The 26,059-nt window shown below is 70.5% G+C and carries 28 protein-coding genes; 15 read left to right on the top strand and 13 right to left on the bottom strand.

All coding sequences use genetic code 11. The annotated features are described in order from the left end of the window. Positions 1-8: 8 nt before the first annotated feature. A complete protein-coding gene (locus AC061S_RS18010; protein ID WP_478686958.1) occupies positions 9-1,049 on the bottom strand; it encodes a glycosyltransferase family 2 protein in 1,041 nt (346 codons plus the stop codon). Positions 1,050-1,190: 141 nt separating this feature from the next. Between AC061S_RS18010 and AC061S_RS18005 the strand changes: the two genes are divergently transcribed. Continuing rightward, positions 1,191-2,729: an LCP family protein gene (locus AC061S_RS18005; protein WP_478686957.1), complete on the top strand. Its 1,539-nt coding sequence runs from the start codon at positions 1,191-1,193 to the stop codon at positions 2,727-2,729. A 195-nt stretch (positions 2,730-2,924) separates the two neighbouring features. Here AC061S_RS18005 and AC061S_RS18000 read toward each other — a convergent pair whose 3' ends face one another. Further along, a complete protein-coding gene (locus tag AC061S_RS18000) occupies positions 2,925-3,467 on the bottom strand; it encodes an acyl-CoA thioesterase (protein ID WP_478686956.1) in 543 nt (180 codons plus the stop codon). Between the two features lie 106 nt (positions 3,468-3,573). Between AC061S_RS18000 and AC061S_RS17995 the strand changes: the two genes are divergently transcribed. After that, positions 3,574-4,920, top strand: coding sequence for an LCP family protein (locus AC061S_RS17995; RefSeq protein ID WP_478686955.1), 1,347 nt, complete (start codon positions 3,574-3,576; stop codon positions 4,918-4,920). Positions 4,921-4,989: 69 nt separating this feature from the next. On the opposite strand, the gene manB is transcribed toward AC061S_RS17995, so the two are convergent. Continuing rightward, the gene (gene manB / locus AC061S_RS17990; protein WP_478686954.1) at positions 4,990-6,072 is read right to left on the bottom strand and encodes a mannose-1-phosphate guanylyltransferase; all 1,083 of its coding nucleotides are present in this window, start codon (positions 6,070-6,072) and stop codon (positions 4,990-4,992) included. A gap of 297 nt (positions 6,073-6,369) precedes the next feature. Here manB and AC061S_RS17985 point away from each other — a divergent pair, with 297 nt between their 5' ends. The 7 genes from AC061S_RS17985 to AC061S_RS17955 all read left to right on the top strand — a co-directional run bounded on the left by AC061S_RS17985 (position 6,370) and on the right by AC061S_RS17955 (position 9,235). After that, complete coding sequence (locus AC061S_RS17985; RefSeq protein ID WP_478686953.1) at positions 6,370-6,561, top strand: hypothetical protein; 192 nt, start codon at positions 6,370-6,372, stop codon at positions 6,559-6,561. Then, entirely contained in the window at positions 6,548-7,069 is a 522-nt protein-coding gene (locus AC061S_RS17980) for a DUF6879 family protein (protein WP_478686952.1), read from the top strand. Before AC061S_RS17985 ends, AC061S_RS17980 begins: the two co-directional genes overlap by 14 nt. Further along, the gene (locus AC061S_RS17975; RefSeq protein ID WP_478686951.1) at positions 7,066-7,896 is read left to right on the top strand and encodes a helix-turn-helix domain-containing protein; all 831 of its coding nucleotides are present in this window, start codon (positions 7,066-7,068) and stop codon (positions 7,894-7,896) included. Before AC061S_RS17980 ends, AC061S_RS17975 begins: the two co-directional genes overlap by 4 nt. A gap of 66 nt (positions 7,897-7,962) precedes the next feature. Further along, positions 7,963-8,169: a hypothetical protein gene (locus AC061S_RS17970; protein WP_478686950.1), complete on the top strand. Its 207-nt coding sequence runs from the start codon at positions 7,963-7,965 to the stop codon at positions 8,167-8,169. Continuing rightward, positions 8,169-8,393, top strand: a complete 225-nt coding sequence (locus AC061S_RS17965) for a hypothetical protein (protein WP_478686970.1) — start codon at positions 8,169-8,171, stop codon at positions 8,391-8,393. Before AC061S_RS17970 ends, AC061S_RS17965 begins: the two co-directional genes overlap by 1 nt. A gap of 56 nt (positions 8,394-8,449) precedes the next feature. Continuing rightward, the gene (locus AC061S_RS17960) at positions 8,450-8,674 is read left to right on the top strand and encodes a DUF397 domain-containing protein (RefSeq protein WP_478686949.1); all 225 of its coding nucleotides are present in this window, start codon (positions 8,450-8,452) and stop codon (positions 8,672-8,674) included. A gap of 78 nt (positions 8,675-8,752) precedes the next feature. Further along, a complete protein-coding gene (locus AC061S_RS17955) occupies positions 8,753-9,235 on the top strand; it encodes a hypothetical protein (protein WP_478686948.1) in 483 nt (160 codons plus the stop codon). A gap of 9 nt (positions 9,236-9,244) precedes the next feature. Here the strand turns inward: AC061S_RS17955 and AC061S_RS17950 are convergent, their stop codons facing one another. Together AC061S_RS17950 and AC061S_RS17945 are read right to left on the bottom strand one after the other, a co-directional pair. Then, a complete protein-coding gene (locus AC061S_RS17950) occupies positions 9,245-9,463 on the bottom strand; it encodes a hypothetical protein (RefSeq protein ID WP_478686947.1) in 219 nt (72 codons plus the stop codon). Beyond that, on the bottom strand, positions 9,463-9,771 hold the full coding sequence (locus AC061S_RS17945) for a hypothetical protein (RefSeq protein ID WP_478686946.1): 309 nt from the start codon (positions 9,769-9,771) through the stop codon (positions 9,463-9,465). Before AC061S_RS17945 ends, AC061S_RS17950 begins: the two co-directional genes overlap by 1 nt. Before the next feature lie 172 nt (positions 9,772-9,943). Here AC061S_RS17945 and AC061S_RS17940 point away from each other — a divergent pair, with 172 nt between their 5' ends. After that, positions 9,944-10,168, top strand: coding sequence for a winged helix-turn-helix domain-containing protein (locus tag AC061S_RS17940; RefSeq protein ID WP_478686945.1), 225 nt, complete (start codon positions 9,944-9,946; stop codon positions 10,166-10,168). Positions 10,169-10,227: 59 nt separating this feature from the next. On the opposite strand, the gene AC061S_RS17935 is transcribed toward AC061S_RS17940, so the two are convergent. Then, complete coding sequence (locus tag AC061S_RS17935; RefSeq protein ID WP_422522793.1) at positions 10,228-11,400, bottom strand: acyl-CoA dehydrogenase family protein; 1,173 nt, start codon at positions 11,398-11,400, stop codon at positions 10,228-10,230. Positions 11,401-11,651: 251 nt separating this feature from the next. Here AC061S_RS17935 and AC061S_RS17930 point away from each other — a divergent pair, with 251 nt between their 5' ends. Both AC061S_RS17930 and AC061S_RS17925 read left to right on the top strand, forming a co-directional pair. Further along, complete coding sequence (locus AC061S_RS17930; RefSeq protein ID WP_478686944.1) at positions 11,652-13,004, top strand: UDP-glucose dehydrogenase family protein; 1,353 nt, start codon at positions 11,652-11,654, stop codon at positions 13,002-13,004. Positions 13,005-13,119: 115 nt separating this feature from the next. Continuing rightward, positions 13,120-14,424, top strand: coding sequence for a glycosyltransferase 87 family protein (locus AC061S_RS17925; RefSeq protein ID WP_478686943.1), 1,305 nt, complete (start codon positions 13,120-13,122; stop codon positions 14,422-14,424). Between the two features lie 16 nt (positions 14,425-14,440). On the opposite strand, the gene AC061S_RS17920 is transcribed toward AC061S_RS17925, so the two are convergent. The 3 genes from AC061S_RS17920 to purE form a co-directional block, all read right to left on the bottom strand. Then, positions 14,441-15,532, bottom strand: a complete 1,092-nt coding sequence (locus tag AC061S_RS17920; RefSeq protein ID WP_478686942.1) for a dipeptidase — start codon at positions 15,530-15,532, stop codon at positions 14,441-14,443. A gap of 204 nt (positions 15,533-15,736) precedes the next feature. Beyond that, positions 15,737-16,957 (bottom strand): dipeptidase, encoded by a 1,221-nt coding sequence (locus tag AC061S_RS17915; protein ID WP_478686941.1) that lies wholly within the window; start codon positions 16,955-16,957, stop codon positions 15,737-15,739. Beyond that, on the bottom strand, positions 16,954-17,493 hold the full coding sequence (purE, locus tag AC061S_RS17910; RefSeq protein ID WP_478686940.1) for a 5-(carboxyamino)imidazole ribonucleotide mutase: 540 nt from the start codon (positions 17,491-17,493) through the stop codon (positions 16,954-16,956). Before purE ends, AC061S_RS17915 begins: the two co-directional genes overlap by 4 nt. Before the next feature lie 147 nt (positions 17,494-17,640). Between purE and AC061S_RS17905 the strand changes: the two genes are divergently transcribed. Then, positions 17,641-18,639 (top strand): RNA-guided endonuclease InsQ/TnpB family protein, encoded by a 999-nt coding sequence (locus AC061S_RS17905; RefSeq protein ID WP_478686939.1) that lies wholly within the window; start codon positions 17,641-17,643, stop codon positions 18,637-18,639. 12 nt (positions 18,640-18,651) lie between these two features. Here the strand turns inward: AC061S_RS17905 and AC061S_RS17900 are convergent, their stop codons facing one another. Then, positions 18,652-19,893, bottom strand: a complete 1,242-nt coding sequence (locus AC061S_RS17900; protein WP_478686938.1) for a 5-(carboxyamino)imidazole ribonucleotide synthase — start codon at positions 19,891-19,893, stop codon at positions 18,652-18,654. Positions 19,894-20,002: 109 nt separating this feature from the next. Between AC061S_RS17900 and AC061S_RS17895 the strand changes: the two genes are divergently transcribed. Further along, complete coding sequence (locus AC061S_RS17895) at positions 20,003-20,551, top strand: GtrA family protein (RefSeq protein WP_478686937.1); 549 nt, start codon at positions 20,003-20,005, stop codon at positions 20,549-20,551. 40 nt (positions 20,552-20,591) lie between these two features. Here the strand turns inward: AC061S_RS17895 and AC061S_RS17890 are convergent, their stop codons facing one another. Both AC061S_RS17890 and AC061S_RS17885 read right to left on the bottom strand, forming a co-directional pair. Next, entirely contained in the window at positions 20,592-21,857 is a 1,266-nt protein-coding gene (locus AC061S_RS17890; RefSeq protein ID WP_478686936.1) for an ATP-binding protein, read from the bottom strand. Between the two features lie 55 nt (positions 21,858-21,912). After that, complete coding sequence (locus AC061S_RS17885) at positions 21,913-22,590, bottom strand: response regulator transcription factor (protein WP_046778942.1); 678 nt, start codon at positions 22,588-22,590, stop codon at positions 21,913-21,915. A gap of 492 nt (positions 22,591-23,082) precedes the next feature. Here AC061S_RS17885 and AC061S_RS17880 point away from each other — a divergent pair, with 492 nt between their 5' ends. Then, positions 23,083-24,579, top strand: a complete 1,497-nt coding sequence (locus AC061S_RS17880; protein WP_478686935.1) for a peptide MFS transporter — start codon at positions 23,083-23,085, stop codon at positions 24,577-24,579. Positions 24,580-24,653: 74 nt separating this feature from the next. Here AC061S_RS17880 and AC061S_RS17875 read toward each other — a convergent pair whose 3' ends face one another. Continuing rightward, positions 24,654-25,892 (bottom strand): hypothetical protein, encoded by a 1,239-nt coding sequence (locus AC061S_RS17875; protein WP_478686934.1) that lies wholly within the window; start codon positions 25,890-25,892, stop codon positions 24,654-24,656. Between the last annotated feature and the right edge of the window lie 167 nt (positions 25,893-26,059).

Raw genomic sequence — 26,059 nt, 5'->3', positions numbered from 1 at the left:
GGCGGGGCTCAGAGCTCGGCGGGGTCCCGGTTCACCGACGGGCGGCGGCTCGCGATGACCTTGGCGGCGAGCGAACGCGGGCTGGTCAGGAAGCCGTAGCCCCAGCACACGTGCATGGTCGCCAGGGCCACGGGGATCCGCAGCCGGGCATTCAGCGACAGCCCCTTGCCGGCCGGGACGGAGCCGACGGTGATCGCCGCGAGGTAGCCCGCCGGGAGGACGAAGGCCCACGGGGTGACGGCCGCTCCGACGACCACACCGGCGGCGATCGCGCAGACGGCGGCCGGTGCGGCGAGGTAGCGCAGGTTGATGGAGCCCGCGTGGTAGCGCGCCACCACGTGGCGCCAGCGCCCGTAGTCCTTGTACTGCTTGGCGAGCGCCCGTACCGAGGGCCGCGGACGGTACTGGACCTTCAGCTCCGGCGAGAACCAGATCAGCCCGCCGGCCTCGCGGATGCGGAAGTTCAGTTCCCAGTCCTGGGCGCGGACGAACTCCACGTTGTACCCGCCGGCGGCCTCCAGGGCCTCCCGCCGGAACACCCCCAGGTAGACGGTGTCGGCCGGGCCCGCCTTGCCGCCGGTGTGGAAGGCGGCGTTGCCGACGCCGATTCGCGAGGTCATCGCGGCGGCGACGGCGTCCTCCCAGGCGTTCTCGCCCTCGGCGTGCATGATGCCGCCGACGTTCTGCGCACCGGTCTCCTCCAGGAGGCGGACCGCGGTGGCGATGTAATCGGGGGAGAGCATGCCGTGGCCGTCCACGCGCACCACGATCGGATGGCGCGAGGCCTGGATGGCCGCGTTGAGAGCGGCGGGGGTGCGGCCGGTGGGGTTCGGTACGGTCTGGACCCGGGCGCGTTGATTGGACGCAGTTTCCCGTACCAGCTCGGCGGCGATCTCGTCGGTACGGTCCCTGGACGGCCCGAGCGCGATCACCACTTCCATCTCACCCCCGTACTGCTGTCCGAGGATGTGGTGGACCGAGTCGCGCAGATGGCGCTCTTCGTTGAGTACCGGCATGATCACCGAGACTGCGGGCTGCTGGGCGGGCATGTGGTCCTTCAAGGTCGGGTATCGGTGTCACGTTACCGCTTACGGGGGAACCGGGTGCGCGCCGGATGAGCAGTACGGACAGCGGCTGATCGTATGGACCTACTGTTCTGACGAATCTGCCGAACGTGCGAGGTGTCCCCCGTGCCCCAGCCGCACCGTCCCACCCGACCCGCCCTGCCCGCCCGGTCCGCCCGGCCGTCGCAGCGCGCGCCGCGGCCCGGCGGTCCGGCCGTCCCCCCCGGCGGGATCCGGCCGGCGGGCGGGAACCGGCCGGCGGACAGACCCCGCTGGGGGGTCCGGCTCGCCGCGGGACTGTCGGTGCTCGTCCTGGGCTCGGGGGCCCTCGGGCACGCCGTGATGACCGGGCTGGACACCGGGATCCAGCGCGTGGACCCCTTCAAGGACATGAAGAACCGCCCGCAGGCCGGGCACGGGGTGAACTTCCTGCTCGTCGGCACCGACGGGCGCGACAAGATCACCGCCGAGGAGAAGCGCGAGTACCGCCTGGGCGGCGCGCCCTGCCACTGCACCGACACCGTCATGCTGGTCCACCTCTCGGCGGACCGGTCGCGGGCCAGCGTGGTCAGCCTCCCCCGCGACAGCTTCGTGGAGCTGCCCGCGCACGTGGACGGCTCCAGCGGCAAACCGCACAGGGCCCATCCCGTGAAGCTCAACGCCGCCTATGCCGAGGGCGGGCCGCAGCTGACCGTGCGCACCGTCGAGAGCATGACCCGCGTGAAGATCGACCACTACCTGGAGGTCGACTTCACCAGCTTCATGAAGACGGTCGACGCCATGGGCGGCGTGGAGATCTGCACCGCCAAGACCATGCACGACCCCAACACCGGCCTCGACCTGCTCCCCGGCACCCACCGGCTCAGCGGCGGCCAGGCCCTGCAGTACGTGCGCTCGCGCCATGTCGACGGGGCCTCGGACCTGGGCCGGATGCAGCGCCAGCAGCGGTTCATCGCCGCCCTGATCAAGCAGGCCACCGGGGGCGGGGTGCTGCTCAACCCCGTCAAGTTCAAGCAGGTCAGCTCCACCCTTCTGGGCTCGGTCCGGGCCGACAAGGGCTTCGGCTCGGAGCAGATGCTGGCGCTCGGGCAGGCGATGCGCGATTTCACCCCGTCCTCCTCGGAGTTCGCCTCCGTGCCCGTCGGCAACCCCTCGTTCCCGGTCAAGGGCATCGGCTCCACCGTGAAGTGGGACGAGGCGAAGGCCGCGAAGCTCTTCCAGGCGCTGCGCGACGACCGCCCGCTGACCCCGGCCCCCGCCCCCGGCCGGCCGGTGCGCCGGCAGCCGGCGGTGCCGGTGGACGTGCCCCCGCGGCAGGTCCGGGTCCAGGTGGAGAACGGCACCCGGATCGACGGGCTGGGCACCCGGGTGGACTCGGCGCTGCGCGCCACCGGCTTCGACACCACCCGGGCTCCGGGGAACGGCGCGAGCCGGGAGGTCAAGCGCACGGTGATCACGTACGACCCGCGCTGGGACCGGTCGGCCCGTTCGGTGTCCACCGCGCTGCCGGGCAGTGAGCTGCGGGCCGTGCGGGGGCAGGGGCGGACCATCGTGGTGATCGCGGGCGCCGACTTCCGCAAGGTGGTGGCGGTCCGCGCGGAGGACCCCTATCAGGGCCAATTCGGTGTGGTCACCGGTGACCAGGTGGTCTGCGGCGGCTCCTGACGGACTGGGCCGTCTCTTTCGGCCTAGGGCCTGTCGTCAAAGTGTCGTCGCCCGAAGGGCGGCCACGCGGCGTCTGGTGCGTGCTCTCGGCGTGCCGGGCGGAAGCCCGCGTACTGGACGTACTCGGGCTTTCGCCCGGTGCGGCGAGAGCGCGTGCCAGGCGTCGCGTGGCAGACGGCACTTTGACGACAGGCCCTAGGCGTCGGCGTCCAGCCCCTGCGCGGACCGCTCCTCCCGCAGGTCGCGGATGGCCTGGCGGCGGGCGAGCCGGTGGGTGCGGCGGATCTGGGCCTCCTGGTAGCGCCGCTCGTCCCGCTCGGTCTCCCGGATCACCTGCGGGACCTGGCGGGGCTTGCCCTCGGCGTCGACCGCGGTGAAGACGAGGTAGGCGCTGCCGACCTGGGTGGCGGGGGTGGACTCGTTCCACCGCTCCGCGAGGACCCGTACGCCGATCTCCATGGAGGAGCGACCGGTCCAGTTGCACTGGGCCTTGACGTGGACGAGGTCGCCGACGCGGACCGGGGCGAGGAAGGCCATCTCGTCCATGGAGGCGGTGACCGCCGGGCCGCCGGAGTGGCGGCCGGCCACGGCGCCGGCCGCGTCGTCCACCAGCTTCATGATCACACCGCCGTGCACCGTGCCGAGGAGGTTGGTGTCATTGGCGGTCATGATGTGGCTCAAGGTGGTGCGGGAAGCCGAGATCGGCTTCCCCGCCGGGTCGCCCGGTATGTCTGTCATGGGAACAGCTTAAGTGCGCTGCCCCGGCATCAGCTCTGCAACAGCACCGGTACGAAGGGCCACCCGGGCTGTTCCGCGCCCCTCCCGGCCAGGCATTCTTGGGCACATGAGTGACAGGGACGGGTGGAGCGGCGAGCAGGACCAGCGCGGCCGCCGCGATGACGGGTACGGCCGCGGCAGCGGCCAGGCGGAGCCGGAAGGCGCACGGCGGATGAGGCACGTCCAGCGGCCCGGCCCCCAGGCGTCCCGGCAGCCCCAGCAGCCCCCGCGCCGTCCGGCCCAGCCGCCGGCCGGGGCCCCTTACGTGCCTCCGCAGCAGGACGGCTCGTACAGCGGCGGCTACGACAGCGGCTACAACACCGGCCAGGTGTACGGAGGCGGCTCCCAGCCGCCCGCCGGGCCGCGCGGGCGCGGACCGGGCGGCCCCGGCGGACCGGGCGGCCCCGGCGGACCGGCCCGGCCGGCGGGACCGGCCCCGGACTGGCGCAAGCGGATCAAGATCGGCTCGATCGTGCTGGTCTCGGGCCTGCTCGTGACGGGCATCGGCACGTACTTCTGGGCCGACTCCAACGTGCGCCGCGAGGTCGACCTCTCCAAGGTCATCGAGCGCCCGAAGGAGGGCGACTGCACGACCTACCTGATCGTGGGCTCCGACAGCCGTGAGGGCATGTCCGCCGAGGACAAGAAGAAGCTCCACACCGGCTCCGCCGAGGGCAAGCGCACCGACTCGATGATGATCCTCGCCAAGTGCTCCAGCGGGAACACGATGATCTCCCTGCCGCGCGACTCCGACGTGGAGATCCCGTCCTTCGTCGGCTCGGAGTCGGGCAAGAAGTTCGCGGGCACGGGCAAGCGGACCAAGCTGAACGCGGCGTACGCGGAGGACGGCCCGGAGCTGCTGGTGCGGACGGTGGAGTTCAACACCGGCCTGCGCATCGACCACTACGCGGAGATCGGCTTCGCCGGCTTCGCCAACATCGTGGACGCGCTGGGCGGGGTGGAGCTGAACATCGAGAAGGGGTTCAAGGACGAGAAGTCGGGGGCCGACTTCAAGGAGGGCACCCAGACGCTGAACGGCGAGCAGTCGCTGGCCTACGTACGGACCCGCTACGCCTTCGCCGAGTCGGACCTGCAGCGGACCAAGAACCAGCAGAAGTTCCTGTCGGCGCTGGCCAGCCAGGCGGCGACCCCGACGACGATCCTGAACCCGTTCTCGCTGTACCCGGTGCTGGGCGCGGGTCTGGACACGCTGATCGTGGACAAGGACATGGGCCTGTACGACATGGGGTCGATGTTCTTCGCGATGAAGGGCATCAGCGGCGGTGACGGCGTGTCCATGAACATGCCGATCTCCGGTCAGCGCGGCGGCAACCTCGTCTGGGACAAGGCGAAGGTGCAGCAGCTGGTCCAGCAGATCCAGAAGGACGAGAAGGTCACCGTCCGCGGGAACTGATCACGCCGGAGGGCGCCCGGGACCGGGCGCCCTGATCCGGAAGACGGGTCCGGCGCCGTTTCCTTCGGCCTAGGCGTCGGAGGAGAAGCGGATCGCCGCGTCGGGCAGCCGCGCCCCGCACCAGATCCGGGCCCCGGCGCGGAGCTCGTTGTCGGCCCCCACGACGGCTCCGTCGCCGATGACGGCGGCGTCCAGTACGGTCCGTGCGCCCACCGAGGCGCCGGCGCCGATCAGGCTCGCGGACACCTGCGCGTCGGGGCCGACGACCGCGTCCGCCAGCACGATGGAGCCCTGGACGACCGCACCCGCCTCGACGCGGGCTCCGGCGCCCACGACGGTGCCCCCCGACAGCTTGGCCCCGGCCGCGACCTGGGCCCCGGGCAGGACGAGGGACTCGCCGCGGCGTCCGGGGACGGCCGGGGAGGGGACGACGCCGCGGACCAGGTCGGCGGAGGCCTGGATGATCGCCTCCGGCTTGCCGAGGTCCATCCAGTACGTGTTCTCGGTGACCCCGTGCAGGGTGGCGCCGGAGGCGAGCAGGCCCGGGAAGGTCTCGCGCTCCACGGAGACGGACCGGCCTGCCGGGATGGTGTCGATCACGCTGCGCCGGAAGACGTAGCAGCCGGCGTTGATCTGGTCGGTGATGATCTCCTCGGGCGTCTGCGGCTTCTCGGTGAAGGCCAGCACCCGCCCGTGGGCGTCAGTGGGGACCAGGCCGAAGGCGCGCGGGTCGTCGACCCGGACCAGGTGCAGGGAGACGTCGGCGTCGGCCGCCTTGTGGGATTCGACGAGCCCGGCGATGTCCAGGCCGGTGAGGATGTCCCCGTTGAAGACGAGCACGGAGGAGTCCGGGCCGCCGGTGAGCAGCCGCGCCGCGTTGCGGATGGCGCCGCCGGTGCCCAGCGGCTCGTCCTCGACCACGTACTCCAGGTGGACGCCGAAGGCGGACCCGTCCCCGAAGTAGGGCTCGAAGACCTCGGCGAGGTAGCAGGTGGCCATCACGATGTGCGTGACGCCGGCGGCGGCGGCGCGGGCTATCTGGTGGGCGAGGAAGGGGACGCCTGCCGTGTGGACCATCGGCTTCGGCGTGTTCACCGTGACGGGGCGCAGCCGCGTCCCCTGTCCGCCGACCAGCAGGATCGCTTCCGTCATTTGCGTTCTCCCCAACCGGTTCCGGCGTACGAAGGTCCAAATTTAGCCCATCCGGGTGCGGCCCAAGGGCCGGATCCGGGTGTCGTTACCCACCTCCGACGTGGTCGGGTGTCCGCCCGGCGTGAGCGCCCTGCACCCGTACAGGTTTAGGGCCCGGCGTGTCACGAAATGACCGGGCAGCGCACAGCGGCACGGCCGGTTTCCCGTTCTCTCAACCGTGATCCCTTGACCCTGTGGTCGCTGGCTCGGGAGCATAAACGCGGCACTCCGCCGTACGGGAGAGGGGAACCGGAAGCCATGAAGGTGACCAAGCTGATCAGCACCTGTGACGTCAAGGACTGCCCGACGATCTACGCCACCGACCGGGGCACGTTCCTTGTGCAGGGGGAGACGCGGACCGACCACGGGCTGAAGATTCCCGCTCACGAGACCCTCGTGGAGATCCCCGTCGAGCTGATCAAGAAAGCCATTTCCGATGGCCTCATCTAGCACCCTCGCCGAACTCTTCGAGAGGTTCCAACACGAAGCGTTCCGCCTGGAGACCCTCGACGACTACAGCCGCTCGGGGAACGTGGACGCCTACCGCGCGTTCCAGGCCGGCCGGGCGCAGCCGGAGGGCTACAACGCCGAGTGGATCGACGAGATCCGGGGCCTCACCCACCAGGGCAAGCGGGTGTACCGCGTGCACGTCCTCAAGCGCCCGCTCACGGAGTACCTCCGCTTCGAGCTGGGCTGGGGCTACCGGACGAACATGGCCGGCGGGGAAGAGTTCTTCATCCTCGACATGACGGAAACACCCAACCCCCTTGAAGGCGTTCCGGACTTCTGGCTGTTCGACTCAAAAGACGCAGCCGTCATGCGATACGACGACGCCGGGGCATTCCTGCGGGCCGAGCTTCGCCCGCAGGATGAAGCCGCCGTCTATGCCTCTTACCGGGAAACGGCCCTCACCCATGCGGAGCCCTTCACCGACTGGTGGGCCAAATACGGCGAGTGAACAAAGCACAGCTTGGGGCCGCGCTGCGGGCACTGCGGGAGGCATCCGGAAAGGAAGCCGAAGCGGTAGCCCGTAGCGCCCTCATGTCTCCGTCCAAGCTCTCCAAGATTGAGAACGCCAACCTCCTGCCGAGCGCCACGGACGTAGAACGCATCCTGACCGCCCTCGGAGTGTCCGACGCCATCAAGGCCGAGTACACGGAAGCAGCCCGCGCAGCGACCACAGAGGCGACCGCGTGGCGTCTCCTCAAGCGAGCCGGCATCCACAAGGGCCAGCAGGCCGCGAAGGCCCTCGAAGCCCAGATGACCACGCTGCGGCTGTTCCAGCCCGCCCTGGTACCCGGGCTGCTCCAGACACCCGAGTACATCCGCGCCGTCCTCCAGCGGCACGAACTGAGCGAGGACGCACTCACCCGCACGCTCAGCGGAAGGCTTGAGCGTCAGGCCGTGATGTTCGACAGCACGAAGGAGCTCCACTTCGTCATCACCGAGCCCGTGCTCCGGTGGAGGATCGTCCCGCCCGAGATGATGGCGGCACAGCTTGACCGCATCGTGTCCAAGTCTCGGCTGGCTCATGTAGACATCCGAGTCGTACCACTATCAGCCCCACAGACGGACATCGCCAACCATGCGTTCGTCATTCGAGACGATCGGATGGTGACCGTTGAAACGGTTCACGCTGAGATAGTCGTCACCGATCCACAGGATGTAGGGATGTACGTCTGCAAGTTCGAAGGATTTCAGCAGGCGGCCTTGTCCGGCGACGGAATGCGGAGCCTGGTCGAGAGAATCCGGGACGGATTCTTGACGGAACAGGAAACAGGCTAGGAAATGCCCTTCGTCCCTGGTCACTATTGCTGCCGACGCAGCGAGGGTGACGTGAAGGGGTGCCACATGGCAAGGACGAAGGCGAAAGCACCGGAGTTCGACCGGGACGCGTGGGAGTACCTGACCTACGCACCAGGACACGAGTGCTCCGCCTGCAACCGGACCATCAAGTCCTTGGAGCTCGTCCTCCGAGGGACCCTCGACCGCACGTCGGGTGCGCCCGTCACCGTCTACCGGCACAACGAGTGCCCGGCCGTCGCAGTGGCCGCGTGATGAACATGCGGACGTGGCGGGACGCCCGTACGCGGGCCACGGACGCCGCCGAGGCCATACAGGCAGGGTTGGCCGCTCTCGGCGTTCCCGAGTCCGCGTGGAGCGGCATACGGCCCACCGTGACCTACAACGGCCACGCGTACGTGCACCTGGGGATGCTCCCGGCCGACGTGGTGGAGCAGATGGCCGAAGGCATGAGGGTCACCGAGACTTCCGTCCGCTGACGGGCGGGGGACGGCCGGCTCCGGTCGGCCGTCAGCAGATCAGGAAGGCAACAGCGATGACCGACCTGTACGGACTCACCATCACGGGCGCCGAGTTCTCGAAGGCATGCGGCGGCAACACCCACCCCGACGGCGAGGCATGCGTGACGCTCGCCAGGATCGGCCCGGACGCGTGGGCCATGGGTGACAGCAAGCGGCCGGACGCCGAGCCGCTGCGCTTCACCACGGCGGAGCTGGACGCGGCGGGCATCGACCCCGCGCGCTTCGACCTCTCCGCCTGACCCTGAGCACCACCTGACTGACGGCCCCGCCCACACACCGACGGGCGGGGCCGTCGGCATCCCGGAATCGGAGCGGCAGTGCACCACCACGGTTACGCCTGGGTCGGAGCGAAGAAGGCGTTCGACGACGAAGCTCTCCGACGGCCGCCGCATTCCGACCCGCCCCCTCCCCCGGTAGCGGGGGACGTGGGTGCGCAGCGGCTTGTCGAACGGTATCGGGAGGTGGTCGCGGAGTTCACCGTGACCGGGCTTCCGCCGTTGCAGACCGCTCACTGGCTCATGAAACCTGCGTCCGTCGTCCGGGGCACGTGGCATGAGCCGGCGGAGGCCGGGGAATGGCTCGGCACACAGCTTGCCGAGTTCGCCCCCCGCTTCGCCATGAAGGCGGAGCGGGAGGCGACCCGGCAGCGGCTCCTGGTGATGGCCGCGGTGGACCGGCTGGCATGGGGCGGGGACGTCTCACTCGGGCACTACCTCAGCGGCTCGGTCTTCCACTCGGTCGCCCTGGTGACCTGCTCACCGAACCGGTCCAGCCCCGAACTCCCCTGCCCGCTCCGCTGAGACGTGCGCTTACGGGGCGCGGCCTTCCTCCTCGGCCGGCCATTCGTCCCAGCCGGGTTTCAGGAGGTCGAGTGCGTCCGGAGGCCTCGGGATGTCCGGTGCGCACTCCGTGCACGCGTAGACGTTGAAGCCGGGTCCCGATCCGGCGTGCACCTCGGAGACGACCACGGGGTCCGTGGTGAGCCGTTCGCAGCGCACGCACATCCGGATGGGTTGGCGCGTGGCCATCAGGCCACCCCTCGCGCGCCGACGAGGTGCGTGTCGAGATCGATGCCGAAGTCGGCGGCGAGCACCATGGCCAGGCGACGCTGACGCTGCCGGGCCCGTTCCTCGTGGTCCCGCAGATACGGCCGGACCAGCGGCGTCTCGTCCCCGTCCAGCGGGCCGCCGATGCCGTACGGCGAGCGCGGGGTGGGCGGCCAGGGGCGCGGGTACTGCGTACTGCGCACCAGGGAGGGCGCCGGCCCCACTGGCGTCGCCGGGCGACGGAACCAGAGCTTCGCCCACTGGGCGAGGGCGCGGATAAGGTCTGCCATGTCGGTCTCCCTTTCAGAGATCGGCCATGCCCCGGGACGGTTACCGCCGTCGCCGGGGTCCTTTCGTACCGAGCGTACCCCCAACTGCGTCCCTCTGCACCCCACTGCGTCCCACCGCGTCCGGACGCGTTCCTACGATGCCTGCCGCACACGACCGCGTCACCGTAGAGGGATGAGCGATGGTTTCCCGCAGTACGAGTACGTGAAGCTGGCGGACGCGATTGCCGCCGAGATCGCCTCCGGCAAGCTGCCGAAGGGTGCGGCGTTGCCCGGCGAGCGGGCCATGACCGAGTTGTACGGCGTGAGCATCGGAACCGCGCGCCGCGCAGTGGCCGAGCTCCGCAAGCGCGGGCTCGTCGCCACGCTTCCCGCGAAGGGGACGTACGTCCTCGGGTGAACGCGAACAGCCCCCGGCCGAAGCTGGGGGCTGTGAGGTTTGCGCAGGTCAGACCGCGCCTACGGCAGGTTGCGGGCCATGACGATCCGCTGGATCTGGTTCGTGCCTTCGTAGATCTGGGTGATCTTCGCGTCGCGCATCATGCGCTCCACCGGGTAGTCACGGGTGTAGCCGTAGCCGCCGAGGAGCTGGACCGCGTCCGTGGTGACCTCCATGGCCACGTCCGAGGCGAAGCACTTGGCCGCGGCGCCGAAGAAGGTGAGGTCCTCGTGCGGGCCGCCGCCGGAGACGCGCTCCGAGCGGGCCGCGGCCGAGTAGGTCAGCTGGCGGGCGGCCTCGATCTTCATGGCCATGTCCGCGAGCATGAACTGCACGCCCTGGAAGTCGCCGATCGGCTTGCCGAACTGCTTGCGCTCCTGGACGTAGCCCTTGGCGTAGTCCAGGGCGCCCTGGGCGATGCCCAGCGCCTGGGCGGCGATGGTGATGCGGGTGTGGTCGAGCGTCTTCATCGCGGTGGCGAATCCGGTGCCCTCGGCGCCGATCATGCGGTCGGCGGGGATGCGGACGTTGTCGAGGTAGACCTCGCGCGTCGGGGAGCCCTTGATGCCGAGCTTCTTCTCCGGGGCGCCGAAGGAGACGCCCTCGTCGGACTTCTCGACGACGAAGGCGCTGATGCCCTTGGAGCGCTTCTCCGGGTCGGTGACGGCCATGACCGTGTAGTACTCGGAGACGCCGGCGTTGGTGATCCAGCGCTTGACGCCGTTGAGCACCCAGAAGTCCCCGTCGCGCACGGCGCGGGTCTTCATGCCCGCGGCGTCCGAGCCCGCGTCGGGCTCGGAGAGGGCGTACGAGAACATCGCGTCGCCCTTGGCCAGCGGGCCGAGGTACTTGGCCTTGAGCTCCTCGGATCCGGAGAGGATCACCGGGAGGGAGCCGAGCTTGTTGACCGCCGGGATGAGGGAGGAGGACGCGCAGACGCGGGCCACCTCCTCGATCACGATCACCGTGGCGAGCGCGTCGGCGCCCGCGCCGCCGTAGGTCTCGGGCACGTGGACGGCGTGCAGGTCGCTGGCGACGAGGGCGTCCAGGGCCTCCTGCGGAAAGCGGGACTCCTCGTCGACCGCGGCGGCGAAGGGCATGATCTTCGCCTCGGCGAGCGCGCGGACGGACTCGCGGAGCATGTCGTGCTCCTCGGCCGGGCGGTACAGGTCGAAGTCGGCAGAACCCGCCAAGATCTCTCACTCCCCAGGTGGTGCGTGGTGTTAACTACCGTTAAGTAGCCCAAGCTTAGTGTCCGGCCGCCAACCGCGACACGGCCGTCGCACGTGAGTTGCGTGACAGCGGGGCCGGTACGGGCGCCGGGCGGGCGACGGCGGGGTGGCTGCGGAGTGTCGGCCCGGTGGCGGACTCCGGAATGCATCCCCGGCCACCGGCCCGACTATGCTCGGTTGCCGCGAACGGCCCCGCACCTCCAGGAGCACTCATGGCCCCCCTCAAGATCACTGTGATCGGCACCGGATACCTCGGCGCCACGCACGCCGCGGCTATGGCGGAGCTGGGGTTCGAGGTGCTCGGGCTGGACGTGGTGCCGGAGAAGATCGCCATGCTGGCCGCCGGGCGTGTGCCCATGTACGAGCCGGGGCTGGAGGAACTGCTGGCCGCGCACGTGGCCGGACTGCCGGGCTCCACGGGCCGGCTGCGCTTCACCACCTCCTGGGAGGAGGTCGGCGCCTTCGGCGACGTCCACTTCGTCTGTGTGAACACCCCGCAGAAGCACGGCGAGTACGCCTGCGACATGAGCTACGTCGACTCCGCCGTGGAATCGCTCGCCCCGCACCTGACCCGGCCCGCCCTGGTCGTCGGCAAGTCCACCGTGCCCGTCGGCTCCGCCGAGCGCCTCGCCGCGAAGCTGACCGCGCTCGCCCCGGCCGGCGAGGAGATCGAGCTCGCCTGGAACCCGGAGTTCCTGCGCGAGGGCTACGCCGTGCAGGACACCCTGCACCCGGACCGGATCGTCATCGGGGTCGACGGCGAACGTGGCGAACGCGCCGAGAAGGTCCTGCGGGAGGTCTACGCGACCCCCATGGGCGAGGGCACCCCGCTGGTCGTCACCGACTTCCCCACCGCCGAACTCGTCAAGACCGCCGCCAACTCCTTCCTCGCCACGAAGATCTCCTTCATCAACGCCATGGCCGAGGTCTGCGAGGCCGCCGGCGGCGACGTGGTGAAGCTGGCCGAGGCCATCGGCCACGACGAGCGCATCGGGAAGAAGTTCCTGCGCGCCGGCATCGGTTTCGGCGGCGGCTGCCTGCCCAAGGACATCCGCGCGTTCATGGCGCGGGCCGGCGAGCTCGGTGCCGACCAGGCCCTGACCTTCCTGCGCGAGGTCGACTCCATCAACATGCGCCGCCGCGGCCACATGGTCGAGCTGGCCCGCGACGCCGTCGGCGGCTCCTTCCTCGGCAAGCGCGTCGCCGTACTCGGCGCCACCTTCAAGCCGGACTCCGACGACGTCCGCGACTCCCCCGCGCTGAACGTGGCCGGCCAGATCCACCTCCAGGGCGGCCAGGTCACCGTCTACGACCCCAAGGGCATCGACAACGCCCGCCGCGTCTTCCCCACCCTCGGGTACGCCGACACCGCCCTGGACGCCGCCCGCGGCGCCGAGGTGGTCCTGCACCTCACCGAGTGGCGGGAATTCCGCGACCTGGACCCCGCCGCCCTCGGCGAGGTGGTCACCGACCGGCTCCTCCTCGACGGCCGCAACGCCCTCGACCCCGACCGGTGGCGCGCCGCCGGCTGGACCTACCGCGCCATGGGCCGCCCCCGCGCCTGACCCTCCGCAGCCCTTGATCCGCTTCGTTCCGGAATGAGCGGTTTCGCATCTCGTCACCGGATCGTTGGCGAGACCACCCGGGGCCGCGCGCAATGGATCGCTAGACTCACGGCCGATGACCAGTACGAGCACGACCATCGACTCCGCACTCCGGGGGCGCGCCGGCCGCCTGGCCATGGCGGGCTTCTGGCTGGCCACCCGGACCCTGATGGTGGTCCTCCTGGTGGTGAACCTGCACGGCACCTCATCGGTCCGCGTGGAGATCACCCAGACCTACAACAACTGGTACGACGTCCTCGTCACGGGGACCATGCCGCACGACGACGTCATGTGGCAGTACCCGCCGGCCGCGGCGGCGATCTTCCTCTCGCCCGACCTGCTGCCCTTCCTCAGCTACTTCCAGGCCTTCGTCGCGCTGACCGTGATCTGCGACGCGCTGATCACCGTCGGCCTGGTCCGCGCCGCCCGCCGCTCCGACGGCAGCCTGGCCGGCGCCGTGCTGTGGCTGACCACGCTGCCGCTGCTGCTGTCGCTGCCCTTCGGGCGCTACGACCTCCAGGTCACCCTGCTCGCCGTCGGCTCGCTGCTGTGCCTGCGCTTCCGCCGCAAGCTCGGCGGGGTCCTCGCCGGAGTCGGCGCCCTGGTCAAGGTCTGGCCGCTGCTCACGCTGATCGGCACCCCGCGCGGCCGCACCACCCGCGACGCCGTCCTGTCGGCCGTGGCGGCCGGGGCCGTACTGCTCGCCGTGCTCGCGCTGTTCTTCCGCGACACCCTCGGCTTCCTGGGCAACCAGGGCAACCGCGGCATTCAGGTCGAGTCCCTCGGCGGCTCGGCCCTGATGCTCGGCAAGCTCGTCGGCGCCTGGTCCGGGAAGGTCGAGGTCCGCTACGGCGCCTACGAGTACCTCGGCCCGTACGTCTCCAGCGTCGCCCTGCTCTCCGTCGGCCTCACGGTCGTCGGGTTCGCCTGGCTGCTGCTGTGGCGGGTGAAGGCCCGGCGCTGGACGACCGCGACCCCGCTGGACGCCGCGCTGTGCGCCATCCTCGTCTTCACCATCACCAGCCGCGTGCTCAGCCCGCAGTACCTCATCTGGCTGGTCGGCCTCGCGGCCGTCTGCCTGACCTGCAAGCACACCACGCAGCGGCCGGTGGCCTGGCTGATCGTGGCCTCCACCGCGCTCAGCACGGCGATCTACCCGCTGACCTACGGCTCGGAGATCCTCCCGGGCACCGGCTTCGGCACGTTCCTGCTGGTGCTCCGCAACGGCCTGCTGGGCTGGGCCGCGATCTGGTCCTGCCTGCTCCTGTGGCGGGCGAGCGTGAGCCCCGTACCCGCGACCGGGGCCGGGGCCGGGCACGACGCCGGGACCGCGACGGCCCCGGCGCCCAAGGCCGGCTCCGAGGTGCCGGCCCGCGTCTAGGCCGTCCAGCTCCCGCTCAGGGCGCCCTACGGTGCTGCGCCGCGCGGGCCGTGAACTCCGCGTCGCGCAGCACCCGCTGGGCGTTCCCCCAGGTCAGCAGCGCCAGGTCGGTCTCCGGCCAGCCCCGCTCCAGCAGTTCCGCGATCAGCCGCGGATAGCCCGAGGGGTCCGTCAGGCCGGCCGGCCGGGGGATGCCCGGCTCGGCGCCGAAGCCGGCGCCCAGGCCCACGCAGTGGGGACCCGCGACGGCTCGTACGTGGTCCACGTGGTCCGCCACCGCGTGCAGGGAGTCCCCGGTGAGCGCGGTGTCGAAGCTGACCATCGCCAGGCCGTTCGCCGCGCGCAGCGCGAGCAGCACCTCGTCGGTCACGTTGCCCGGGTGCGGATTGAGGGCGGCCGCCCCGGTGTGCGAGATGATCACCGGCGCCTTGGAGGCCGCGGCGAGCTGGCAGGCGGGTGCGGGCGGGCAGCCGGTGAGGTCCACCAGCATCGCCAGCCGGTTCATCTCCTTGACCACCTCGTGGCCGAAGGCGGTCAGCCCCTCAGTCGCCCAGGGGGCCCCGGCCGGCGCGAGGATCCGTACGCCCAGCGCGTGGAAGGCGCGCAGCGCGCCCAGCGAGTCGGTGAGGGTGCGGCCGGGCACGGGTCCGAGGAAGGAGGCGATGCGGCCCCGGTTGCGGGCGTCCGCCAGGTCGTCGGCGGTCAGTGCGAGGCACAGGTCGTCGGGGTATCGGCGCATCAGGGCCAGCGCCACGTCGATCTGTTCGAGGGTGTCGGACACCACCTGGTCGGTGTCCGCGGCCTCGCGCGGCGTGAGCAGCGACCAGAACTGGGCGCCCACTCCCCCGGCGCGCAGCCGCGGGATGTCGGTGTCGACGCCCGTGTCCGAGGTGTCGATGTCGTGGTACGGACTCTCGCGCAGGGTCCAGGCGAGGGTGTTGCAGCCATCCGCGACGGGATGGACGCAAAGCAGTGCGGCGGCCCGGTCCAGGGCGCCCGGGAGCAAGGTGCCCGGGAGCAAGGTGCCCGGGGGATCCTCGGCTCCTAGGGAGCCGGGGCCCACGGGGGTCACCGGGTTCGTGTGCGGTTCGTCCTGCAGGTCGGCCATGGCGTGCGCTCCGGTCTCGGCGGCTGTGTCGTTGCGAAAAGCAGCGGGAGAGAAGCAGGGAAGATGTTGCCACCGTGACATGTGGGACGCCGGAGGCGCCCGGCGGATGTGGCGTTCGGGTGTAACCGGCAGGTGTTCGCTGGTCACAGCCGTGCGCCGGATCCGCCGGGCGGGCCGGTCAGGACGTGGCGGGGCTCCTCGGCCTCACACCTGGAGCACCGCGTTGGACGGGCCCCGGGAGGCCGACTGCTCGCGCGCCACCGCTTCGGCGTCGCGCAGCGTCCGTACCGCGTTCGACCAGGTCAGCTTGGCCAGGTCGGCCTTGGACCAGCGGCGTGCCAGCAGCTCGGCGACCAGGTTGGGGTACCCGGCCACGTCGTCCAGCCCGGCCGGGGTGAAGGCGGTGCCGTCGTAGTCCCCGCCGATGCCGATGTGGTCGACGCCGGCCACCTCGCGCATGTGGTCCAGGTGGTCGGCGACCGTGGCGGCCGTGGCCACCGGGCGCGGGCGCGCCTCCTCGAAGGCCCGGTGCAGGGCCATCGCCCCGGGGGTGGTGTCGAGGTGGTGGTAGCCGTGCGCGCGCAGGTTCTCGTCGGCCGCCAGGGTCCACTCGACGGCCGCCGGGAGGATGAACTTGGGCACGAAGGTGGCCATCGCGACCCCGCCGTTGGCCGGCAGCAGCGCCAGCACGTCGTCGGGGATGTTGCGCACGTGGTCACAGACCGCCCGGGCGGAGGAGTGCGAGAAGACCACCGGCGCAGCCGTGACCGCGAGCGCGTCGCGCATCGTGGTCGCGGCGACGTGCGAGAGGTCGACGAGCATGCCGATCCGGTTCATCTCCCGGACGACCTCGCGGCCGAACTCGCTCAGGCCGCCGTGCCGGGGCTCGTCGGTCGCCGAATCCGCCCAGTCGATGGTGTCGTTGTGCGTGAGCGTCATGTACCGCACGCCGAGCTGGTGCAGGGCGCGCAGGGTGGCGAGCGAGTTGTTGATGGAGTGCCCGCCCTCGGCGCCCATCAGCGAGGCGATCCGGCCCTCGGCGCGCGCCGCCTCCATGTCGTCGGCCGTCAGGGCCCGCACCAGGTCGCGCGGGTAACGGTCGATCAGCTGGGCGACGACGTCGATCTGCTCCAGGGTGGCGCTGACCGCGTCGTCGCCCGCGTAGTCGGAGCGCACGTAGACCGACCAGAACTGCGCGCCGACCCCGCCGGCCCGCAGCCGGGGGATGTCGGTGTGCAGGTGGCCCTTCTGGTCGCGGCCGATGTCGCGCCGGTCCAGGTCGTAGCGCACGGTCTCGCGCAGGGCCCAGGGCAGGTCGTTGTGTCCGTCGACGACCGGGTGTTCGGCGAGCAGTTCGCGCGCCGCGTCCAGGTGCCGGGCGGCGCCCGCCCCGCCCGCAGCGGCCGCCTCGCCCGCCGTGCTCACTTCCCGAATCCGAACGACTCCTGGCCCGCGACCTTGTTGCGCAGCCGCTTGCCCTTCTCGGTGGCCTGGTCGTTGAGGTCCTGGAGGAAGTCGGTCATGCGGGCCCGCAGCTCCGGGTCGTGCGCGGCCAGCATCCGTACGGCGAGCAGCCCGGCGTTGCGGGCACCGGCGATCGAGACGGTGGCGACGGGGATTCCGGCCGGCATCTGGACGATCGACATCAGGGAGTCCATGCCGTCGAGGTACTTCAGCGGGACGGGTACGCCGATGACCGGCAGCGGGGTGACGGAGGCGAGCATGCCGGGCAGGTGGGCGGCGCCGCCCGCGCCCGCGATGATCGCCTTGAGGCCGCGGCCGTCGGCCCGCTCCCCGTACGCGATCATCTCGCGCGGCATCCGGTGGGCGGAGACCACGTCGACCTCGTAGGGGATCTCGAACTCGTCGAGGGCCTGGGCGGCGGCCTCCATGACGGGCCAGTCGGAGTCCGAGCCCATGACGATGCCGATGACGGGAGCTGCTGCGGGGGACGTGCTCATCCCAATCTCCTTGCGTGGGTAATTCCCGGAGTCTGCCGGGTTGGCAAACGCATCCACGGCCCTGAGCCGCGTCGCGGTGGTCTACCGCTCCGTGATGCCTTCACCTGGGGTTGTATTCGGGTGGTGACCGCCCCTAGCGTCCAGGACGTGGGGAATTCTTCTGTGAAGCGGGCGTTCAAGTACCGCTTCCATCCGAACGACACGCAGGCAGCGGAGCTGTCGAGGACGTTCGGGTGCGTGCGGAGGGTCTACAACCTGGCCCTCGCCGCCCGGACCGAGGCGTGGGCAACGCGCCAGGAGCGTGTGGACTTCGGGCAGACGTCGGCGATGCTCACGGCGTGGAAGAAGACCTCTGATCTGGCCTATCTGGCCGAGGTGTCCTCCGTACCGCTCCAGCAGACACTGAGGCACCTGCACGCGGCGTTCGTCCGCTTCTGGCAGAAGCGAGCACGTTATCCGCACTTCAAATCGAAACGGAGGGCCCGGCAGACCGCCGAGTACACGCGCAGCGCCTTCCGTTACGCGGACGGTCGGCTGACGCTCGCGAAAATGGCCGCCCCGCTGGAGATCGTATGGTCCCGGCCCCTGCCGACGGGGGCGATGCCTTCGACGGTGACGGTCTCCCGTGACCGTGCACATCGCTGGTTCGTGTCCCTCCTGTGCGAGGACGCCCCGGCATCGATGCCGGACACGGCGCACGCGATCGGAATCGATGTCGGGCTGACGGCCCTGGTCACGCTCTCCACCGGAGAGAAGGTCCGGAACATGCTCAAGAACCGCAAGCTCGCACGCGCCATCACGAACGCGGCGTGGGGCGAACTGCGGCGGATGCCGGAGTACAAGGCGGCCTGGTACGGGCGCGAGCTGATCGCCGTCGATCGCTGGTTCCCCAGCACCAAGCTGTGCTCGACCTGTGGGACCGTCGCCGACGCGATGCCCCTGAACGTCCGTGAGTGGACATGCGAGAGCTGCGGAACGACCCATGACCGGGACGGGAACGCGGCGATCAACCTTCTGGCCGCCGGGCTGGCGGTCACTGCCTGTGGAGCGGACGTCGTGCCTCAACGGGAGTACTCCTCTCGGCCGGGGCGGTCCGTGGTGAAGCAGGAAGCCCCACGCGCGAGGGTGGGAACCCCCTCCCGCTAGGGAGGGGGCAGGTCAATCGGTGATCGTTCCTCTGAGGTAGCCGGCTGCGTGACGTGCGCGCTCCAGCACATCGTCCAGGTCGTCGCCGTAGGTGTTGACGTGGCCGACCTTGCGGCCGTGTTTCACGTCCTTGCCGTACATGTGGATCTTCAGCTGGGGGTCGTGGGCCATGCAGTGGAGGTACGCCGCGTACATGTCGGGGTAGTCCCCGCCGAGCACGTTGGCCATGACCGTCCACTTGGCGCGGGGGCGCGGGTCGCCGAGGGGGAGGTCCAGGACGGCCCGTACGTGGTTGGCGAACTGGGAGGTGATGGCACCGTCCTGGGTCCAGTGGCCGCTGTTGTGCGGGCGCATCGCCAGTTCGTTGACCAGGATCCGGCCGTCGGTGGTCTCGAAGAGCTCCACGGCCAGGTGGCCGGTCACGTCGAGCTCCTTGGCGATGCGCAGGGCCAGGGCCTGGGCCTCGCCGGCCAGGGCCTCCGAGAGGTTCGGGGCCGGGGCGATGACCGTGTCGCAGACCCCGTCCACCTGGACGGACTCCACGACGGGGTAGGCCACGGCCTGGCCGTGCGGGGAGCGGACGATGTTGGCCGCGAGCTCGCGGACGTAGTCCACCTTCTCCTCGGCCAGGACCGGGACGCCCGCCTTGAACGGGGCCTCGGCGTCCGCCTGCGTACGGACGAACCACACGCCCTTTCCGTCGTACCCGCCGCGCACCGTCTTGAGGATGACGGGGAACCCGCCGACCTCTTCGGCGAAGGCCGCCGCGTCCGCCGGATCGCTCACGATCCGGTGGCGGGGGCTGGGCGCGCCGATCTCGTCGAGCTTGGCGCGCATCACCCCCTTGTCCGCGGCGTGCACCAACGCGTCGGGCCCCGGGCGGACGGGGATGCCGTCGGCTTCCAGGGCCCGCAGGTGCGCGATGGGCACGTGCTCGTGGTCGAAGGTGATCACGTCACAGCCGCGCGCGAAGGCGCGCAGGGTCTCCAGATCGCGATAGTCGCCGATGACGACGTCGCTCACGACCTGGGCCGCCGAGTCCTGTGGGGTGTCACTGAGGATCTTGAATCTGATGCCGAGGGGGATACCCGCCTCGTGGGTCATGCGGGCGAGCTGTCCGCCGCCGACCATGCCGACTACCGGGAACGTCACTCCTCCAGGGTATCCGGCGGTATTCCGCCATCTGGACGCGCATGGGGGTGTCCGTGGCCTGTACGCGGCTGTCGCGGGTGGCGGGTGTGCCGTGTGTCGCACGGTGTCCGAAGGCGCAGACGTACCCGTGGGGCGACACTTAGCATGGGCGCGCGCAGATAAAACGTGTGACGCCTCATACGGGGGCCCCGAAGACAGGACTGAGCCTCATATGAGCAAGTCGGAGAACGGATCCGTCCTCGGCCGCGTGCGCGGGCTCGCGCGCGAGATCGCCAGGTTCGGGGCCGTCGGCGGGCTGGGGGTCCTGGTCAACCTGGGTGTCTTCAACCTGATCCGGCACGTCACCGATCTGCAGATGGTGCGCGCGGGCGTGATAGCCACCCTGGTGGCCATCGTCACGAACTACCTGGGCTTCCGCTACTTCGCCTACCGGGACCGGGCCGACCGGACCGGGGCGGGACGGACCCGTGAGCTCGGGCTGTTCGTCGCGTTCAGCGCGATCGGGCTCGTGATCGAGAACGGCATCCTGTTCACGGCCACGTACGGCTTCCACTGGGACGGGCCGCTCGCCTCGAACTTCTTCAAGTTCACCGGCATCGGCATCGCCACCGTGTTCCGCTTCTGGTCCTACCGGACCTGGGTCTTCAAGGCCCTGCCCGCGCCGCCCGCGGCCTCGCTGGTCGTCGAGCAGCGTGATGGCCAGGCCCCGGCGGACATACAGGCCCCGGCGGCCCGGACCCCGGAGACCGCCGCGAACTGAGGCCTCCCGCCTCTGCCCGCCGCCCCGCCTCCGGCCGCCCTCAGCGGACCGTCTGCTCCGGCTCGGAGCGGTCCGGTGCGGTGCGGCTGAGGAACAGCGCGAACACCGGCGGCCGGGTCTGGAGCAGCTCCAGGCGGCCGCCGTCGGCTTCCGCGAGGTCCCGGGCCACGGCGAGGCCGATGCCGGTGGAGTTCCGGCCGCTGATGGCCCGCTCGAAGATCCGGTTGCCCAGGTCGGGCGGGACCCCCGGTCCCTCGTCCGTGACCTCCAGTACGGCCTGGTTGCCGATCACGCGGGTGCGCAGGGCCACGGTGCCGCCGCCGTGCATGAGGGAGTTCTCCACCAGGGTCGCCAGGACCTGCGAGACCGCGCCCGGGGTGCCCACGGCGCGGATGCCGGTCTTCCCGGAGCGGACGACGGCCCGGCCGGCGCTGCGGTAGGCGGGGCGCCACTCCTCCAGCTGCTGTTTGACGACCTCGTCCAGGTCGAAGGGGACGGCCGAGCCCGTGCGCGGGTCCCTGGAGTTCGTCAGGAGCCGCTGGACCACGTCCGTGAGCCGCTCCACCTGGGTGAGGGCGATCGTCGCCTCCTCCCGTACGGTCTCCAGGTCGTCGGTGACGGTGATCTCCTCCAGCCGCATCGACAGGGCGGTGAGCGGGGTGCGCAGCTGGTGCGAGGCGTCGGCGGCCAGGCGCCGCTCGGCGGTGAGCATGCGGCCGATCCGCTCGGCGCTGGAGTCCAGTACGTCCGCGACCCGGTCCAGCTCGGGGACCCCGTACCGCTTGTGGCGGGGGCGCGGGTCGCCGGAACCGAGGCGCTCGGCGGTCTCGGCGAGGTCGGTCAGCGGGGAGGCCAGCCGGTTGGCCTGGCGTACGGCGAGCAGGACGGCCGCCACGACGGCGAGCAGGGCGACGGCGCCGACCACGGCCAGGGTCCGGCCGACCTCGCGGGTGACGATGGAGCGGGGCTCCTCGACGACCACGACCTCGCCCTGCTCCCCGAGGGCGGTGCCCCGGATGACGCTGTCGGTGATGGGCTTCCCGATCTCGACCGGCTCCCGGCCGGGGATCGTGATCCGGGCGAACCGGCCGGGGTCGAGCTGTTCGGCGAGCGCACCGGCGTCGACCGGCTTCTTCTCCAGGACGTCGCTCTCGACGATGCCCACCAGCCGCAGCGCCTCGGACTCGATGCGGTCCTGGGCGCTGCTGGTGATGGTGCGGGTCTCGACGATGACGAGGGAGACCCCGAAGACGGCGATGACGACGAGCACCACGGCGAGCGTGGAATTGATCAGGCGGCGGCGCATGGATCAGAGAATGCCCTAGTTGTACGGTCCCGGGGTTATGTGGTCCCGGGTGGTTTCAGCTCTTCTCGAAGCGGAAGCCGACTCCGCGGACGGTGGCGATGTAGCGGGGGTTCGCCGCGTCGTCGCCGAGCTTCTTGCGCAGCCAGGAGATGTGCATGTCGAGGGTCTTGGTGGAGGACCACCAGGTGGTGTCCCAGACCTCGCGCATGAGCTGGTCGCGGGTGACGACCCGGCCGGCGTCGCGGACGAGGACCCGCAGCAGGTCGAACTCCTTCGCCGTGAGCTGGAGCTCCTCCTCGCCCATCCAGGCGCGGTGCGATTCGACGTCGATGCGCACCCCGTGGGTGGCGGGGGGCTGGGCGGCCTCGGTGGAACCGCGCCGCAGCAGGGCCCGGACGCGGGCGAGCAGCTCGGCGAGGCGGAAGGGTTTGGTCACGTAGTCGTCGGCGCCGGCGTCCAGGCCCACGACCGTGTCGACCTCGTCGGCGCGGGCGGTGAGGACCAGGATCGGGAAGCCGTGGCCCTCGGCGCGCAGCCGGCGGGCGACCTCCAGACCGTCCATGCCCGGCAGGCCCAGGTCCAGGACGACGAGATCGATGCCGCCCTGCAGTCCCGCGTCCAGGGCGGTGGGGCCGTCCTCCCGGACCTCGACCTCGTACCCTTCCCGGCGCAGGGCGCGGGCCAGGGGTTCCGAGATGGATGCGTCGTCCTCGGCGAGCAGTACACGCGTCATGTGGGTGATGGTAGTCCGCGGCGGGGGAAAGAAGAGGCCTGCCTACAGACCCCTCTCTATCTGGCCTTATGAAGGACCAACGACCTTCGAATATGGTCTCCTGGTTCCACCGTGGCCTGTGATCCATCTCTCAAGTGCTTTCATATGCGCCACTGTCGTGTCGTATGGTGTCGAGACGCCTGATGCACTACCTGAGAGACTTTCGAGCCAAAACCAGCCGAAAGTCTCTATTTCTGTCCTGATCGGGCAGGCATTGTTGTCGCACCGCCCGTTCCGGGCCAGATGGCAGTGAATGACCTATGGGCCGGGCCCTTCGCGCGATGGAGCGCGACGGGCGTGGATCCCGGTTACGGATGTTCCTTCGTCTTCGCCCCCGCGGAGCGAGACCCCCCGGGCGTGGGGGCCGGGACACCCGCTGCCGGTACCGGCCACCCCTCACCGGGCGCCGTTGAGCTCACGAAGCCGCGCGTCCCGAGCAAGCAAGGATCGACCATGGCTTCCAGCCTGACGAAGGGCTCGGCGGACCCCTCCACCGAGAAGACCTTCCTCGGACACCCCAGCGGCCTCGCCTTCCTCTTCATGACGGAGATGTGGGAGCGCTACAGCTTCTACGGCATGCGCGCACTCCTCGTGCTCTTCCTGGCCACCAACGTGGCCGACGGCGGACTCGGGATGAACGACGCGACCGCGGTCGCGATCTACTCCGTCTACAACGCGATGGTCTACCTGCTCGCCCTCCCGGGCGGCTGGCTCGGCGACCGCGTGTGGGGCGCCCGCAAGGCCGTAGCCGTAGCCGGTGTCGTGATCATGACGGGTCACTTCCTGCTGGCCGTGCCGTCGTCCGTCTCGTTCTTCATCGGCCTGGCGCTCATCGCCGCCGGTTCCGGTGTGCTCAAGGCCAACATCTCCACGATGGTCGGCCAGCTGTACACCGACAAGAACGACCCCCGCCGTGACGGTGGCTTCACGATCTTCTACATGGGCATCAACCTCGGTGCCTTCGTGGCCCCGCTGACCATCGGCTACGTCGGCCAGGAGATCAACTGGCACCTCGGCTTCGCCATGGCCGGTGTCGGCATGGCCCTGGGCCTCGCCTTCTACTTCTTCGGCTTCCGCCACCTGAGCCCGGTCTCGAACCAGGTTCCGAGCCCGCTGAGCGCCGCCGAGAAGTCCTCCGTCCTCAAGAAGGGCCTGATCTGGCTCGGCGTCGCCGCCGCCGCCTACGCGATCATCGGCCTGGCCGGCATCTTCACGATCAACTACGCGCTGTGGCCGCTGACGATCGCCGGTCTGGTCCTCCCCGCCTGGGCACTCCTGCGCATCAAGCGCGACAAGGACCTCTCCGGGGTCGAGCGCTCGCGCATGTCGGCGTACGTCTGGTTCTTCGCCGCCGCCGCGATCTTCTGGGCCATCTACGACCAGACCGGCTCCACGCTGGCCCTGTTCGCCAAGGACAGCACGGACAGCACGCTGTTCGGCTTCAACTTCCCGGAGAGCTGGTTCCAGTCGCTGAACCCGCTGTTCGTGATGGCTCTCGCGCCCCTGTTCGCGATGCTGTGGGTGGCGCTGGCCCGTCGCTCCAAGGAGCCCACCACCCTCGCGAAGTTCTCCTTCGCGCTGGTCATGATCGGTGTCTCCTTCGGCGTCATGATGCTGGCCCAGGGTGTGGCCACCGGTGACACGAAGGTCAGCCCGATGTGGCTGGTCGGCGTCTACTTCATCCAGACCGTCGGCGAGCTCACCCTCTCCCCCGTCGGCCTGTCGCTGACCACCAAGCTGGCACCGCAGAAGTACGCCTCCCAGATGATGGGCGTCTTCTTCCTCGCGGTCACCGCCGGTGACTCCACGATCGCGCTGCTCCAGCTCCTCGGCGCCCCGACGGACACCCAGGGCTGGTTCGCCACCCAGGGCGTGCTCGCGATCCTCGCCGGCATCGCGATCTACATGTACCGCAAGAAGGTCCAGCCCCTCATGGGCGGCGTGCACTGACGCACTCCCCGACAGGGCGAACGGCCCGGCACACCGCGAGGTGTGCCGGGCCGTTCTGTTTCTGCGAGCGTGCGTTACCGCTGGCCGCGCAGGCGGCGCCACGGGGTGAAGGTGAAGACCGCCGCACCGAGCAGCATGACCGTGCCGGCGACCAGGGCCAGGGCCTTGATCCCGCCGTCGTCCGCGGCTCCGGTCTGGGCGAGGCCGCCGGAGGTGCCGGAGGCGCTGCCCGAGGTGCCGGAGGTGCCGGAGCCGCCGGGCTGGGCGGCGGTGTCCAGCGTGAGCGATACCGCACTGGCGGTCGCGGCGCAGGGCACCACGATCGGGGCGGCACCCGGGGCCATGACCACGTTGATCGTCAGCTTGTCCGGGGTCAGCGTGGTCTTGCCGGTCTTGCCGGGCTTGTAGCTGCCCTTCATGTCACTGAGGCTGACCGGCGCGCCACCCTTGATCGGCTCGGGGTTGCCCGGGCCGCTGACCTTGACGATGCCGCTGTCGGCGCCGCCGAGCTTGATGTCCAGCGAGGGCTGGAGCGCTCCCGCCGGAAGGTCCATGGGGCTGTTCATCACGCCCTTGGCGGTCGTGGCGGTCAGGTCGTAGCTGCCGCCGTTCTTCTTCGCGTTGATCGTCACCTTGCCCTTGAGCGGGCCTCCCTGGATGAAGCTCCCGCAGTCGAAGGTGACGTCGACGGTCTGGCCCGGGAAGTCGGTCTGGCCGCCACCGGACGGGGAGGGTGCGGGGCTGGTGGGCGGCTGGCTGGTGGGCGGCCGGCTGCTCGGCGGGGCGCTCGTCGGCGGCTGACTGCTCGGCGGCGGGCTCGTCGGCGGCTTGCTGCTCGGCGGCGGGCTCGTCGGGGGCTGCGTGGGGCCCCCGACCGTCACGTCCAGCTCCAGGGACGGCTTGGGGTTGTTGCCCGGGGTGCAGGTGGAGGTCGTACCCATCGCCTTGATCAGCAGGACGCCGGCGGTGAAGGTGACCTTGCCGGACTTCTTCGGCGTGTACGTGCCCGACAGGTCGCTGATCTTGATCGGGGTGTTGGCCGGGATGGGCTCGGGGTTGGCCGGGCCGGTGACGTCGACCGCCCCGGTCTCGGCGCCGCCCAGGACGATCTTCGCGCTCGGGGTCATCGCGCCCGCGCCGAGCTCGATGGGGCTGGAGGAGACGCCCTTCTGGAAGGACATCGTCAGCTTGTAGCCGGCGCCCTCCTTGACGGCCTTGATGTCGATCGGCGAGACCGCCGACTTGTCCCCGATGGGGGTCTTGCAGTCGTACTGGACATCGACCACGTCAGCCTGAGCGGGCGTGGCCCCCATGGCGATGCCCGCGCCGCTGAGCAGCAGCGCGACCGCGGCCGCGCTCGCCCTCCGTTGGGTTTTCAGCGGGGACCTCCCAGGATGCCCTGGCCTTCAGGCCGGGGAGGAATCGGACCCCTGCGGAGCAGGGCAGGGAACGGGGTTCCGTCCCCAGGGCGAAAGACCGC

This window comes from Streptomyces sp. CA189, assembly GCF_056428985.1.
Note: the sequence above shows the minus strand (reverse complement) of the source record. Positions and strands in the feature narration are given on the sequence as shown.

Excerpts from the sequence above, each read along its gene's own strand:
- AC061S_RS17875 (WP_478686934.1), bottom strand. The coding sequence starts at position 25,892 with ATGGGGGCCACGCCCGCTCAGGCTGACGTGGTCGATGTCCAGTACGAC.
- AC061S_RS17920 (WP_478686942.1), bottom strand. The coding sequence starts at position 15,532 with ATGGCCGACCTGCAGGACGAACCGCACACGAACCCGGTGACCCCCGTG.
- AC061S_RS17940 (WP_478686945.1), top strand. The coding sequence starts at position 9,944 with ATGAGCGATGGTTTCCCGCAGTACGAGTACGTGAAGCTGGCGGACGCG.
- AC061S_RS18010 (WP_478686958.1), bottom strand. The coding sequence starts at position 1,049 with ATGCCCGCCCAGCAGCCCGCAGTCTCGGTGATCATGCCGGTACTCAAC.
- AC061S_RS17950 (WP_478686947.1), bottom strand. The coding sequence starts at position 9,463 with ATGGCCACGCGCCAACCCATCCGGATGTGCGTGCGCTGCGAACGGCTC.
- AC061S_RS17895 (WP_478686937.1), top strand. The coding sequence starts at position 20,003 with ATGAGCAAGTCGGAGAACGGATCCGTCCTCGGCCGCGTGCGCGGGCTC.
- AC061S_RS17965 (WP_478686970.1), top strand. The coding sequence starts at position 8,169 with ATGAACATGCGGACGTGGCGGGACGCCCGTACGCGGGCCACGGACGCC.
- AC061S_RS17930 (WP_478686944.1), top strand. The coding sequence starts at position 11,652 with ATGGCCCCCCTCAAGATCACTGTGATCGGCACCGGATACCTCGGCGCC.
- AC061S_RS17985 (WP_478686953.1), top strand. The coding sequence starts at position 6,370 with ATGAAGGTGACCAAGCTGATCAGCACCTGTGACGTCAAGGACTGCCCG.
- AC061S_RS17980 (WP_478686952.1), top strand. The coding sequence starts at position 6,548 with ATGGCCTCATCTAGCACCCTCGCCGAACTCTTCGAGAGGTTCCAACAC.
- manB (WP_478686954.1), bottom strand. The coding sequence starts at position 6,072 with ATGACGGAAGCGATCCTGCTGGTCGGCGGACAGGGGACGCGGCTGCGC.
- AC061S_RS18000 (WP_478686956.1), bottom strand. The coding sequence starts at position 3,467 with ATGACAGACATACCGGGCGACCCGGCGGGGAAGCCGATCTCGGCTTCC.
- AC061S_RS17970 (WP_478686950.1), top strand. The coding sequence starts at position 7,963 with ATGGCAAGGACGAAGGCGAAAGCACCGGAGTTCGACCGGGACGCGTGG.
- AC061S_RS17960 (WP_478686949.1), top strand. The coding sequence starts at position 8,450 with ATGACCGACCTGTACGGACTCACCATCACGGGCGCCGAGTTCTCGAAG.
- purE (WP_478686940.1), bottom strand. The coding sequence starts at position 17,493 with ATGAGCACGTCCCCCGCAGCAGCTCCCGTCATCGGCATCGTCATGGGC.
- AC061S_RS17885 (WP_046778942.1), bottom strand. The coding sequence starts at position 22,590 with ATGACGCGTGTACTGCTCGCCGAGGACGACGCATCCATCTCGGAACCC.
- AC061S_RS17925 (WP_478686943.1), top strand. The coding sequence starts at position 13,120 with ATGACCAGTACGAGCACGACCATCGACTCCGCACTCCGGGGGCGCGCC.
- AC061S_RS17945 (WP_478686946.1), bottom strand. The coding sequence starts at position 9,771 with ATGGCAGACCTTATCCGCGCCCTCGCCCAGTGGGCGAAGCTCTGGTTC.
- AC061S_RS17890 (WP_478686936.1), bottom strand. The coding sequence starts at position 21,857 with ATGCGCCGCCGCCTGATCAATTCCACGCTCGCCGTGGTGCTCGTCGTC.
- AC061S_RS17995 (WP_478686955.1), top strand. The coding sequence starts at position 3,574 with ATGAGTGACAGGGACGGGTGGAGCGGCGAGCAGGACCAGCGCGGCCGC.
- AC061S_RS17880 (WP_478686935.1), top strand. The coding sequence starts at position 23,083 with ATGGCTTCCAGCCTGACGAAGGGCTCGGCGGACCCCTCCACCGAGAAG.